The following is a 12,560-nucleotide window of genomic DNA, read 5'->3' as shown; positions in this document are numbered from 1 at the left end:
TGTTAATGCAGTCGTTTATGCAGGCTCGCGCCCACCAGCAGCGCCGCGCACAGCATCAGCGCGATAAATCCGCCCACGCCGTTCCAGCCGTAGTTATGCCAGAACACCCCGCCGAGCGTACCGGCTATGCTGGAACCGAGATAGTAACTGAACAGATACAGTGACGAAGCCTGACCTTTAGCGCGGCGCGCGCGTGGGCCAATCCAGCTGCTGGCAACGGAATGCGCGGCAAAGAAGCCCGCAGAGAAGAGCAGCATTCCGGCAAAAATCAGCCACAGGGAAGAGAAAAGCGTCATCAGCAGTCCGAACAGCATCACGGCGGTGGAAACCAGCATCACCGGACCACGGCCGAAGCGCGCGGTCATGGCACCCGCTTTTGGCGAACTCCATGTCCCGGTGAGATATGCCACAGAGAGCAAACCCACCAATGCCTGACTAAGATGCCACGGTGAAAGCATCAGACGATAGCCGATGTAGTTAAACAGCGTCACGAACGAGCCCATCAGCAGGAAACCGGTCAGGAACAAACGGGGCAGCCCTTGATCGCGCCAGTGCAGACGAAAGTTGATAAATAACGTTTTCGGACGCAGGGAGGTCGGGCGGAAATGGCGCGATTCCGGCAGGATTTTCCAGAACATCAGCGCCGAAGCGAGGGCGAAGCAGCCGATAACGGCCAGCGCAATGCGCCAGTTAAAGAAATCAGTAAACACACCGCTGAGCAGGCGTCCGCTCATCCCGCCGATAGAGTTCCCGCTAATGTATAGCCCCATGGAGAAGGCCACGAAGCTCGGGTGGATCTCCTCGCTGAGATAGGTCATCCCGACCGCCGCCACGCCGCTGAGGGATAACCCAATCAGCGCGCGCATGACCAGAATGCCGTGCCAGCTGGTCATCATGGTGGACAGCAAGGTACACACGGAGGCCAGCATTAACGCCGTTACCATGACCTGCTTACGTCCGATGGCATCCGAAAGTGGCCCGGTGAACAGCAGACCGATCGCCAGCATCCCGGTTGAAATGGAGAGCGAAATACTGCTGCTGGCTGGCGACACGCCAAATTCATGCGACAGGACCGGCAGGATCGGCTGAACGCAGTAGAGCAGGGCAAAAGTGGCGAGACCCGCTGAGAAGAGCGCCAGCGTGACGCGCATAAACTGGGGGGTACCACGTTTAATAAACTGAACCGGCTGCGGTGCTGCGGGTAAATCATCAATGTCGCTGGCCGGCGCGATATCAACGGTCGTTGTACGGCTCACACATAATCCTTGCTTAAACATCCCCGTTGTTTCTGGTGACGGGTATGACCACAAGATTAGGGTAGGAAAATGTAAATATTCTGTCTAATATATTAATAATCTCAAATGATACTTTATAAATATGAATATTGAGCTGCGCCATCTGCGCTATTTTGTCGCCGTCGCCGAAGAGCTGCATTTTGGTCGTGCGGCGGCAAGGCTGAATATCTCTCAGCCACCGCTAAGCCAGCAGATCCAGATCCTGGAGCAGCAGGTCGGGGCGCGTCTGCTGGCGCGAACCAACCGCAGCGTGAGCCTGACGGCGGCGGGAAAACAGTTTCTCGCCGATAGCCGGCAGATCCTGAGTATGGTGGAGGAGGCTGCCGCCAGAGCGGAACGGCTTTATCTTGGGGAGACGGGGGAGCTGCGCATCGGGTTTACCTCATCGGCCCCCTTTATCAGCGCTGTTTCACAAACGCTATCCTCGTTTCGCCGTAACTTTCCGGATGTGCATATTCAGACGCGCGAAATAAATACCCGGGAGCAGATATCGCCGCTTAACGAAGGATCGCTCGACCTGGGGCTGATGCGTAACACGCAGTTGCCTGATACCCTGGCGTGGCAGGTGATCCTCCGCGAACCGCTGATGGCGATGATCCCCCGGGATCATCCGCTCGCCGCGCAGCACAGCGTCTCGCTGGCTGAACTGGCGAAAGAGCCGTTTGTCTTTTTTGACCCACAGGTGGGTACCGGGTTGTATGACGATATTCTTGGTCTGATGCGGCGATATGGCCTTGTCCCGACTATCGCGCAGGAGGTGGGGGAAGCCATGACGATCATTGGTCTCGTTGCCGCAGGGCTTGGCGTATCGATTCTCCCGGCCTCATTTAAACGGGTACAACTGGCGGAAATGCGCTGGGTGAAGATAGCCGAGCAGGATGCAGTCTCAGAGATGTGGCTGGTGTGGTCTAAACATCATGAACAGAGCCATGCGGCACAACGTTTCAAAGAACAATTAATTACCGCTTCTCGCGGGCATTATTTATAGGGAAAAGTGGGCGAAAATGTGCAGTAAATCACATGGCTAAGTAAAAATTTGACGTCAGCCATTGAAGTGCTTCACCATAGCCCTCAGTTTATTTCGAAGCTCGAAAATAAGGGAGTACGAGGTGGTTGCTGATAGTCAGCCAGGGCATATCGATCAGATCAAGCAGACCAACGCGGGTGCCGTTTATCGCCTGATTGATCAGCTTGGTCCGGTTTCGCGTATCGATCTTTCGCGCCTGGCACAACTGGCACCCGCCAGTATTACCAAGATTGTCCGCGAAATGCTGGAAGCCCATCTGGTTCAGGAGACAGAAATTCAGGAGCCGGGCAGCCGTGGCCGTCCGGCGGTAGGGCTGGTGGTGGAAACGGAAGCCTGGCACTACCTGTCGCTGCGGATTAGCCGCGGGGAAATCTTCCTCGCGCTGCGCGACCTCAGCAGCAAGCTGGTGGTGGAAGACCGGCTGGAACTCCCGCTTAATGCAGAGCAACCACTTCTCGATGCCATTCTGACCCACATCGACCAGTTCTTTATTCGTCACCAGCAGCGTCTTGAACGTTTAACGGCGATTGCGATCACCCTGCCGGGAATTATTGATACTGAAAATGGCATTGTGCACCGCATGCCGTTTTATGAAAACGTCAAAGAGATGCCGCTGGGCGACGTGCTGGAAAACCACACCGGTGTGCCGGTCTACATTCAGCATGATATCAGCGCCTGGACGATGGCGGAGGCATTGTTTGGTGCCTCCCGGGGCGCGCGCGACGTAATTCAGGTGGTGATTGATCATAACGTTGGCGCAGGTGTGATCACCGACGGGCGTCTGTTGCATGCTGGCAGCAGTAGCCTGGTGGAGATCGGCCATACGCAGGTCGATCCGTACGGAAAACGCTGCTACTGCGGTAACCATGGCTGTCTGGAGACGATTGCCAGCGTCGAAAGCGTGCTGGAGCTGGCGCAGGTGCGGCTCAGCCAGTCGATGAGCTCCACGCTGCACGGTCAACCGTTAAGCGTCGAGGCACTGTGCGCTGCGGCAAGGCAGGGCGATCTGCTGGCGAAGGACATTATTACCGGCGTGGGCAATAATGTCGGGCGCATTCTGGCCATTATGGTGAACCTGTTTAACCCGCAAAAAATACTGATCGGCTCCCCGCTCAGCCAGGCGGCGGATATCCTCTTTCCGGCGATTTCCGCCTGCATCAATCAGCAGGCGCTTCCCGCGTACAGTAAAAACATCGTGGTCGAAAGTACGCAATTTTCCAACCAGGGTACGATGGCCGGCGCCGCGCTGGTAAAAGATGCGATGTACAACGGCTCGTTACTGATTCGTTTGCTACAGGGCTAACTCTTTTCCAGAGATGTACGAAAAATTGCGCTATCTCAAGCCCGGTAGCGCACGCATCCCGTAGACTTTCCCCACTGAATTATTTACCTGGTTTATATTTGAAGCATACCCAAGAGGTGGAATGAGTCATGCTTAAGCGTTTCTTTATTACTGGTACGGATACGTCTGTCGGGAAGACAGTCGTATCCCGCGCGTTACTTCAGGCCCTGGCGGCAAGCGGTAAACGCGTTGCAGGATACAAGCCGGTTGCAAAAGGCAGTAAAGAGACGCCAGAAGGGCTGCGCAATAAGGATGCCCTGGTTCTGCAAAGCGTCTCGTCTCTGGAACTGCCTTATGATGCCGTTAATCCTATCGCCTTAAGCGAAGAGGAAAGCAGCGTCGCTCACAGTGGGCTTATCAACTACAGCCTGCTTTCTGATGGCCTGGCAAATCTGAGTGAAAAGGTTGACCACGTTGTCGTTGAAGGGACCGGCGGCTGGCGCAGCCTGATGAACGATTTACGTCCCCTTTCCGAATGGGTGTTGCAGGAGCAGTTGCCGGTGATTATGGTCGTGGGCATTCAGGAAGGGTGCATCAACCATGCCTTGCTGACGGCGCAGGCTATCGCTAATGACGGCCTGCCGCTGATTGGTTGGGTGGCGAACCGTATTAACCCGGGCCTTGCGCACTACGCTGAAATCATCGATGTGCTGAGCAAAAAGCTGCCTGGCCCGCTGGTGGGCGAACTGCCTTATCTGCCCCGCGCCGAGCAGCGCGAATTAGCGCACTACATCGATCTCTCGGCTTTCGGCGGTATGCTGGCCGTAGATCGAGTCGTGGCGTAGCGTTCTCGACAATACCGACGCCACAACACAGGCAACCAGCAAACCGGGAAGTAAAAAATACTGCCCGGTCATCTCACATACCATCAAGGCCGACATGATTGGCGCATGCGTTGTGGCGGCGAGCAGCGTCGCCATACCCGCCAGTCCGAGCAGGATCGCCGTCTCAGAGCCAGGAAACCACAGCGCAAAGATCTGCGCAAACAGCATTCCCGTTGCCATACCGACAAACAAGGTTGGCGTGAACACGCCTCCCGGCGCGCCGGACCCGCTGCTTGCCAGCACCGCCAGCAGCTTGCAAATAAAGACGCCAGCAATCACCGACAGCAGCGGCGGTGACTGCAAAAACGCCTGAACCACGCTATAGCCATTCCCCCATACCTTCGGCGTTAGCAGCGACAGCAGCCCGACGATCAGACCACCCAGCGCCAGCTGCCACGGCGGTGAAAGTTTGAGACGCAGAAACAGCCTGTGGCTGGCCGCCATCAGCCACATCAGCAGCGGGCCGCAAACGCCAGCCAGCAGACCCACGCCAACGATCAGGAAATAATCCACCGCCGTAAGCATCTCGCTGAGATGGACATCATATAGCGTATTCGCGCCGGGACTTAACAGGCGCGTGGTCAGCAGGGCCACTACAGCAGCAATCACCACCGGGCCGAGGGAGGCCAGCATCAGCGTGCCAAACAGGATCTCTGCGATAAACAGGCTGCCCGCCAGCGGCGCATGATAGGCGCTGGCCATCCCGGCGGCGGCACCGCAGGCGATCCACAGTTTCCATTCGGATTTCGGCGTACAACGTTGTGCAAAAAAGGAGGCGGCGAGGGCGGCAAGCAGGATCATGGCGCCTTCACGGCCGATGGCGCTGCCGCTGGCGACCACCAGCAACGACGCGAGGGATTTCACCAGGCTGGCGCCGTAATCAAACTGGCCGTCACCCGTCTCAAGCGCTTCCATATAATCGGTGGGGGCGTGGGGACGTTGTGCCGTCATGCGCTGCCATCCCCACAGTAGCATTCCCGCGGCCAGACCACCCAGCGCAGGCGTCAGCGCCCGCCGCCAGGGCGATAACGCGGCTGCGGCGTTCACCAGACTTCCGCTTTCGTTGCTGAGAAATAGCCACTCCAGCAGATACATGCTGTGGCGGAACACCGCAACGGCCAGCGCCGCCAGCACGCCGGTGACGGTAGCAATCAGGAGACGACGAAACATCGCGCGGATGTCGGGGTAAGCGTGAAGACGTTGCATGAAGTCGTGATTTAACGGGGACGATACAATATTGTGGCGGTAAATCGGGAGGTTAGCAAAAGGTATGCGTGCGGAAAAGGCCGGGCAGTACCCGGCCTGAATGCTTAACTCTCGCTATGAATATTTAATGCCCGGCGCGTACGCCCTGAACTCAAATATTCCGCAATATAATCCTGGGATATCTCGCCGTTATAGCGTCCGTCCTCGTCCACAATCGGCATCCAGCTGGTGTTGCTCTCATACAGGCGAGAAAGCACCACGCGCAGGTTATCCTCGGCCTTACCGGTCATGCGGAACGGATGCAGAATATCCCCGCAGCTGCCGCTGGCGTTACGCGCTTCGCGGCGCTTCACAAAGCCGAGCGGTTTGCCGTGCTCATCAACCACGGTAATGGCGCGAATATCGTTGTCATCCATGGTGGCGAAGGCCTCCGGCAGCGGCGTCGATTCGCGTACCGTAATGGTAGGCTGCTGGTCGGTGACGTCGCCCGCCGATACCAGCAGCAGGCGTTTCAACGTCCGGTCCTGGCCAACAAACGAGCCAACAAACTCATTCGCGGGTTTCGCCAGCAGCTCGTCCGGGCTGGCGCACTGCACGATACGTCCCTGACGGAAGACGGCAATACGGTCGCCCAGCTTCAGCGCTTCGTCAATATCGTGGCTCACCAGCATCACGGTCTTTTTCAGCTTGCGCTGCATCTCCAGGAACTGGTTCTGGATCACCTCACGGTTAATCGGGTCGACCGCGCCGAACGGTTCATCCATCAGCAGGACCGGAGGATCCGCTGCCAGCGCGCGGATGACGCCGATACGCTGCTGCTGACCGCCGGACATTTCGCGCGGATAGCGGTGAAGGAATTTATGCGGATCCATTGCCACCATATCCATCAGCTCCTCGGCACGGGATTTACAGCGCGCTTTATCCCAACCCAGCATGCGCGGCACGACGGTAATGTTCTCTTCGATGGTCATGTTGGGGAACAGGCCAATTTGCTGGATCACGTAGCCAATGTTGCGACGCAGGGTCACGGTGTCCATTCCGCTGGTGTCTTCGCCGTTAATCAGGATCGTCCCGCTGCTTGGCGTAATGAGACGGTTGATCATCTTTAGGGTAGTGGTTTTCCCGCAGCCGGACGGGCCGAGCAGCACGCACATTTCCCCTTCAGGCACGTTCAGGTTGACGTTGTCGACGGCCTTAAACGTCTGGCCGTGTTTCTGTGAAAATTGTTTGGTGAGGTTTTCCAGTTTTATCATTATCGAATCCCCTTCGGAGTCAGTACCACCTGCAAACGGTGCAGCAACCAGTCGAGCACAATCGCTAAAAGACAAATCATCAGCGCGCCCGCAATCAACATACGAATATCACTCCCGCCAATACCGTTAAGCAGCAGCAGGCCCAGCCCGCCCGCGCCGATCACGGCGGCAATCGCCATGACGCCGATGTTCATCACCACGGCGGTGCGGATGCCGCCAAAAATCACCGGCAACGCCATCGGGATTTCCACCCAGCGCAGACGCTGCCAGAAGGTCATGCCGATGCCGCGTCCCGCTTCACGCAAGCCCGGCGGCAGGCTGTCGAGCGCCGTGTGGGTGTTACGCACAATCGGCAGCAGTGAATAGAGGAACACCGCCGTAATCGCGGGCAGGGCGCCAATGCCCTGACCGATCAGCGAAAAGAGCGGGATCATCAGGCCGAAAAGCGCAATTGACGGGATGGTGAGCACAATGGTGGCAATTCCCAGCACCGGCGTTGCCAGCCATTTATGGCGGACAATTAAAATGCCCAGCGGCACGCCAATAATAATCGCCAGGCCCACGGCGAGCGCCACCAGCCACAGGTGTTGCAGCGTCAGGGTTAAGAGATAGTCCCAGTTGTCGAGAATATAGTGAATCGTCTCCATAGCGCCTCCTACAGCAACTGTTTGCTACGCAGGAAATCACGGGCGACCTGCTGCGGTGACTGATGGTCGATATCCACCTTCTTATTCAGTTCGGTGATAACGTCGTTATTGAGCTGGGCTGATAGAGTGTTCAGCGCCTCCTCCAGCCCCGGATTAGCCTCCAGCGTGTCTTTTCGAACAACTGGCGTCACGGCGTAACTCGGGAAGAAGCCTCTATCATCTTCCAGCACTTTAAGATCGAAGCCCTTTACGCGCCCGTCGGTGGTGTAGATCAGCCCCGCATCGACAAACCCGTCGCGCACCGCGTTATAGACCAGGCCCGGATCCATCTGGCGGATCTGCGGGCGGTCCAGCTCCATGTTGTAGGCCGCCTGCAACGGTTTCATCCCGTCGCTGCGCCCGGCAAATTCCAGGTCAAGGCCCAGCAGCCAGTTGTTATCCGGATCGGTTTTACGGATCTGCTCAATCTTTGCCACCATCTCAGACATGGTATTGATATGTTCAGCCTCGGCGCGCTTGCGCTGCATGGCAAAGGCATAGGTATTGTTCATATCGGCAGGTTTAAGCCACACCAGACCGTGCTTCGCATCGAGGCGTTTCACCGTCTCGTACGATTCCTGCGGCGACATGCGTTTGTTGATATGGTTGAAGATGATCAGCGAGGTGCCGGTATACTCCCAGGTCATATCAATCTGCTTGTTGATCATCGCGTTACGGGAAATCACCGTTGCAATATTGGTCTGAGGCTGTACCTGAAACCCTTTCTTTTGCAGATACTGCACGGTCATGGCCGAGAGAATGTGCTGCTCGGTAAAGCTCTTGGTGGCCAGGATCAGCGGCGCGGCGAGCGCCTGGCTGGTGAAGAGCGCGGCGGCGCATAGCGCCGTCAGCCCGGAAAACAGTCTCATAGAAGCTCCTTGTTATAATTATCGCGCGAGATGCGGGCTCAGTAATCGGCCCAGTGCCGCCAGCAGCGTATCCAGAATCAGGGCGAACAGAGCGGTGGCCGCCGCGCCCAGGATCAGCGTCGGGAAATCATTCAGATAGATCCCCGGGAAAATCAGCTCGCCGTAGCTGCTGGCGCCAATCAGGAATGCCAGCGGTGCGGTACCGACGTTAATCGCAGTGGCAATGCGAATACCAGAAAGCATCACCGGCCAAGCGTTTGGGATCTCAACCTGACTCAGGCGCTGCCATTTGGTCATGCCGATACCGTTTGCCGCTTCCAGCAACGACGCGGGAACAGAGCACAGCCCGGCATAGGTGTTACGCACAATCGGCAGCAGAGAGGCCAGAAAGAGGGCGATAATGGCCGGTTTATCACCGATGCCAATCACCACCATCGCCAGTGCCAGAACGGCCAGCGGCGGCAGGGTGTTGCCCACGTTAAAGATTTGCATCACATATTCGGCGATACCACGCGCGGCCGGACGGCTCAGCAGAATACCGCTTGGAATGCCCACCAGCAGGGCAAAGAACATTGATGAAAAGACCAGAATCAGGTGCTGTTGCCCGAGGTAAATCAGGTCAACCTGGCGCGCCTTAATCGTTTCCAGTCCTATTCCCCAGGTGAGGAGAGCGAGAACCACGATAATCGCGCCGACAAAAAGCAGCGAACGTTTAAGTAATGGGTGCATTGCGGTGTGTCTCCCTGTGCGCATGCGTTATAGCAACCACCGGTTGCCTGTTGTTATGCCATGTTTCGGCAGGGGTACTTCACCTATAGCAAGCGAAACGGAAGGGTTCCAGCGAAGGGGGTAAATCAGTAACCCTATGAAATTAGTGACAACCTGAGTGAAGCCTTATGGCATAAGGGCTGTCAGTGGGCAGGCAGAATAGTCTTAAAGAAGTACGCCTTACGTGACAACGTCACATAAAGCGTGCTGATTATACTTGTCGACTGAGCGCGGCGCGCACCTTGCGTACGCGCCACGAGATGCGGACGATAGAGAAGGCGGCGACGATTACCAGCAACAGGCCCAGCGCCAGCATCGCGTGGAATCCAAACTCTCTGAACAGGATCAGCCCCGCGATCCCGCCGCTGATAAAGGAGAAAAGGGTAGTTAAATGGGTTTTGAGCTGACTCTTTTGCGCGGCCGTATCTTTGGAGTAATCCCGGCGCAGCATGGCGACCATAACGGAGGCCAGCGAAATGCCCGCATCGGTCAGCGTGCCGGTGATGTGCGTGGATCTCACCCGACCGCCGGATAGTTGAGTAGAGGTAGAATTATGAATTCCCATCAACCCGCACAGGAAAATAATAATCTCCTGATTCGTGGCGAAGGAGTGAAAATACATTTCGTACAGGGATACCCCGGCCAGTAATAGCCCTTCAACAAACAGAACCTGGCTGAATACCAGCCTGACGTTATGGATAATCCCCCAGATAACAATAATCCGCGCAGCGATGGCGCCTGAGACAAACGAAAGAATAATGGCGCCAAAGAAAAGAATATCGCTGAGATCGGTGGAGGAAACTTCGCTGGATAGCTGCGAGGTATTGCCCGTCATATGCGAGGGAAAAAAACCGAACGCGCCCAGCGCAATGGCATTCAGCAGTCCCGCGGAGGTCGCCAGCCAGAGGGCAAGACGACGATCCTCCTGATGCGTTCGTTCTTTCTTTAATTTAATCAGCAAAGAATACCTCCGGTTTGAGCTTTGCCTGAATGCTCAAGCTAACAAAGCGATGTCGCTGGCTGACCAGGATATTGCTTAATTATTATTTCAACGGGAGGTGAGCGAGGTTTTGTAATTAAATAAAACAACCCTGTTAATATAATGCCTTATTTCCGATGGCGCGACGTCGTAAAAGTCAGCATTTTCCGGTAGCTTACGGGCAGGCGATCCATGTCCACCAGCCCGTGAGAGCCGTCTGTGCCCCCAGCCTGGCGAGGGAGTGAGCAAGCTAACGGACACTCAGATTGCGTTTCTAACTGTGGCCGAGAGGCTGATACAGGCGGCAGAGTGTGCTACTCTCACCGAGGAGTTCGCAACCATAACGTTTTATGCCCGGATAACTCATCCAAGGTTAATAAATGACAAAAATAACGCCAGAATATAAGGTAGTTGACTTATCACGTTGGGCAAGAAAGGAACACTTTGAAGTATTTCAGGGCTTTGCTCAATCTACATTTAACCAAACGGTTCAGCTGGACATTACCGTGCTGCTAAAGCATATCAAAGAGGTTGGCTGGAAATTTTATCCTGCGATTATTTCCCTTATTTCTGACGTCGTAAACCGGCATCCGGAATTCCGTATGGCCATGAAGGATGATGAGCTTGTAATATGGAATGAGGTTCATCCAAGCTATACCCTTTTCCATAAAGATACGGAGACATTTTCATCGTTATGGAGTCATTACGATGGAAATATTCACCATTTTCAGCGCGTTTATGCAGAAGATGTTGCCCGCTATGGCAATATCCTTGCTTACTGGCCTAAAGAAGAGTCCCGGGAGAATATATTCTTCATATCGGATATTCCGTGGGTCAGTTTTAGCAGTTTTAACGTCAACGTCGCTAACATGCGGAATTTTTTTGCGCCCATGTTCACGTTTGGAAAATACTATAACCAGGATGGAAAGGTCTTGTTGCCTTTCGCCGTTCAGGTCCATCATTCTGTCTGTGACGGTTTCCATGTGGCCAGGCTGATCAACGAGTTACAAGAGTTGTGTGATAATTTACCGCACCATTCAGAGGCGCTCAACGTGTGATTCACGTGTTTTTAACATAGGCCTGACGAGGGGAAATAATGGAACCGAATTTTACGCCAGAACAGATTGAAATGATTAACCGCATTGTTTTCGAGCAGATCGAAATGATGCATGAGAAAGTAGCTGAAATAATCGCAGATACAGAGACGGTGGCGCATCAGCGCCTGAAGGATAACGGGATCACTACGACAGATTTCTATCCTGCAAATAAAAACTTCCTGATGATGACCCTTGTACAGGATCTGATAGATAAAGTGCACGGGGGCGATAAGGACCTGGCCAAAACAATGATAACCATGGAAGCAAAAAGGCTGAATATCAGCGTAAACGTTGAGGCGGACAAATCAAGATAACAGGACGTATTTTCAGGGTTACGGTTGATGAATATAAGGTTCAGCCGACCTTAATAAAGCCGCGAGCCGTTTCCGGCCCGCGGCGGCAGGACAGGTGATGAGACGTTCTGACGATCAGGCGGCTTTGACGGCCCGGATTTTTTTGCTGCTGTCCGCATCTGATGCTGTTTTATCCGTTTCAGCATTGAGCTCGGGAAGCTTGCTGGTACGCAGGATATGCTGCACGGACTCTTTCTGCTCGGCGAGATAAAGACCAAGGTTCTCCGCCTGCGTTTCATCCATCTGCATTCCGCTTTGCAACAGCCAGTCGGTAAACGCTTCTGCCATATCGAGCAGTTTGTCGTGAGCGTCAGCCTCTTTCTTACTGGCAAATGTCATTTTTTCTTCACCTTTTCTTACGACAACAAATTTTGTTTCAACAGCCATTGTGCACCCCCCCGTATACTGTAATTATATACAGTATAGCAGTTGTGACGTTGTGTTGCAGCAAAAATGTGCGAGCCTGGCCTGCACAACGGGTGGACAAGCCAGGTGCTGTTATCGGTACAGCGTTTTTTCGGCAATCGGGATCAGCAAAGTGGACTGCCATTCCGCCAGCGTCAGCTGGGCAAGTTTACCCAGCGCGGTGTAGAACGGATGGGCCGCGTTTTCAACGAATACGCTAAGGAAACGCGTGCTCCATGGCAGCAGATGCCAGGCAAGAAGCTGGTCGCGTTCTGTTTCGCGACCGTTCTCGGCAAGCCATGCCGCCAGCATCAGCAACGTTCCGAAATGATCTTCGGGCTCCTTCTGCTGCATCTCAAAGGCGATATGGTTTTCACGCATCCACTGACGCAACGCGAGGGTCGAATCGCCAAACAGCACGGACTCGCGATCAAGCCAGACCGAGCCCCACGGGGG

The 12,560-nt window shown here is 55.0% G+C and carries 14 protein-coding genes; 5 read left to right on the top strand and 9 right to left on the bottom strand.

Annotated features, from left to right (window positions below):
• Positions 1-2: 2 nt before the first annotated feature.
• Entirely contained in the window at positions 3-1,256 is a 1,254-nt protein-coding gene (locus IM290_RS19675) for an MFS transporter (RefSeq protein ID WP_017384556.1), read from the bottom strand.
• A 121-nt stretch (positions 1,257-1,377) separates the two neighbouring features.
• Here IM290_RS19675 and IM290_RS19670 point away from each other — a divergent pair, with 121 nt between their 5' ends.
• From IM290_RS19670 to bioD, 3 genes are all read left to right on the top strand, one after another.
• A complete protein-coding gene (locus tag IM290_RS19670; protein WP_193041904.1) occupies positions 1,378-2,283 on the top strand; it encodes a LysR family transcriptional regulator in 906 nt (301 codons plus the stop codon).
• A 121-nt stretch (positions 2,284-2,404) separates the two neighbouring features.
• Positions 2,405-3,625: a sugar metabolism global transcriptional regulator Mlc gene (gene mlc, locus IM290_RS19665; protein ID WP_003857451.1), complete on the top strand. Its 1,221-nt coding sequence runs from the start codon at positions 2,405-2,407 to the stop codon at positions 3,623-3,625.
• Positions 3,626-3,753: 128 nt separating this feature from the next.
• Positions 3,754-4,449, top strand: a complete 696-nt coding sequence (bioD, locus tag IM290_RS19660; RefSeq protein ID WP_193041905.1) for a dethiobiotin synthase — start codon at positions 3,754-3,756, stop codon at positions 4,447-4,449.
• Here bioD and clcB read toward each other — a convergent pair.
• From clcB to IM290_RS19630, 6 genes are all read right to left on the bottom strand, one after another.
• Positions 4,384-5,694, bottom strand: coding sequence for a voltage-gated ClC-type chloride channel ClcB (clcB, locus tag IM290_RS19655; protein WP_023296525.1), 1,311 nt, complete (start codon positions 5,692-5,694; stop codon positions 4,384-4,386). The genes bioD and clcB overlap by 66 nt on opposite strands.
• A 104-nt stretch (positions 5,695-5,798) precedes the next feature.
• On the bottom strand, positions 5,799-6,947 hold the full coding sequence (gene osmV / locus IM290_RS19650) for an osmoprotectant ABC transporter ATP-binding protein OsmV (RefSeq protein WP_003857446.1): 1,149 nt from the start codon (positions 6,945-6,947) through the stop codon (positions 5,799-5,801).
• Positions 6,947-7,594, bottom strand: coding sequence for an osmoprotectant ABC transporter permease OsmW (gene osmW / locus IM290_RS19645; protein WP_006808875.1), 648 nt, complete (start codon positions 7,592-7,594; stop codon positions 6,947-6,949). Before osmW ends, osmV begins: the two co-directional genes overlap by 1 nt.
• A gap of 8 nt (positions 7,595-7,602) precedes the next feature.
• On the bottom strand, positions 7,603-8,502 hold the full coding sequence (gene osmX / locus IM290_RS19640; protein WP_017384554.1) for an osmoprotectant ABC transporter substrate-binding protein OsmX: 900 nt from the start codon (positions 8,500-8,502) through the stop codon (positions 7,603-7,605).
• An 18-nt stretch (positions 8,503-8,520) separates the two neighbouring features.
• Entirely contained in the window at positions 8,521-9,231 is a 711-nt protein-coding gene (osmY, locus tag IM290_RS19635) for an osmoprotectant ABC transporter permease OsmY (RefSeq protein WP_032648184.1), read from the bottom strand.
• A 250-nt stretch (positions 9,232-9,481) separates the two neighbouring features.
• Positions 9,482-10,231, bottom strand: coding sequence for a YoaK family protein (locus IM290_RS19630; protein WP_017384553.1), 750 nt, complete (start codon positions 10,229-10,231; stop codon positions 9,482-9,484).
• Between the two features lie 398 nt (positions 10,232-10,629).
• Here IM290_RS19630 and catA point away from each other — a divergent pair, with 398 nt between their 5' ends.
• Both catA and IM290_RS19620 read left to right on the top strand, forming a co-directional pair.
• Positions 10,630-11,307: a type A chloramphenicol O-acetyltransferase gene (gene catA, locus IM290_RS19625; protein WP_193041906.1), complete on the top strand. Its 678-nt coding sequence runs from the start codon at positions 10,630-10,632 to the stop codon at positions 11,305-11,307.
• 38 nt (positions 11,308-11,345) lie between these two features.
• A complete protein-coding gene (locus tag IM290_RS19620) occupies positions 11,346-11,660 on the top strand; it encodes a nitroreductase (RefSeq protein WP_193041907.1) in 315 nt (104 codons plus the stop codon).
• A 114-nt stretch (positions 11,661-11,774) separates the two neighbouring features.
• Here the strand turns inward: IM290_RS19620 and IM290_RS19615 are convergent, their stop codons facing one another.
• Both IM290_RS19615 and dmsD read right to left on the bottom strand, forming a co-directional pair.
• Positions 11,775-12,086 (bottom strand): YebG family protein, encoded by a 312-nt coding sequence (locus IM290_RS19615; protein WP_017384548.1) that lies wholly within the window; start codon positions 12,084-12,086, stop codon positions 11,775-11,777.
• A gap of 111 nt (positions 12,087-12,197) precedes the next feature.
• On the bottom strand, positions 12,198-12,560 hold a 363-nt coding region (dmsD, locus tag IM290_RS19610; RefSeq protein ID WP_193354493.1), incomplete at its 5' end, for a Tat proofreading chaperone DmsD.

Source organism: Enterobacter cloacae complex sp. S1 (assembly GCF_014930525.1).
GTDB lineage: Bacteria > Pseudomonadota > Gammaproteobacteria > Enterobacterales > Enterobacteriaceae > Enterobacter > Enterobacter hormaechei_C.
This window is presented reverse-complemented; position numbering and strand designations above follow the sequence as displayed.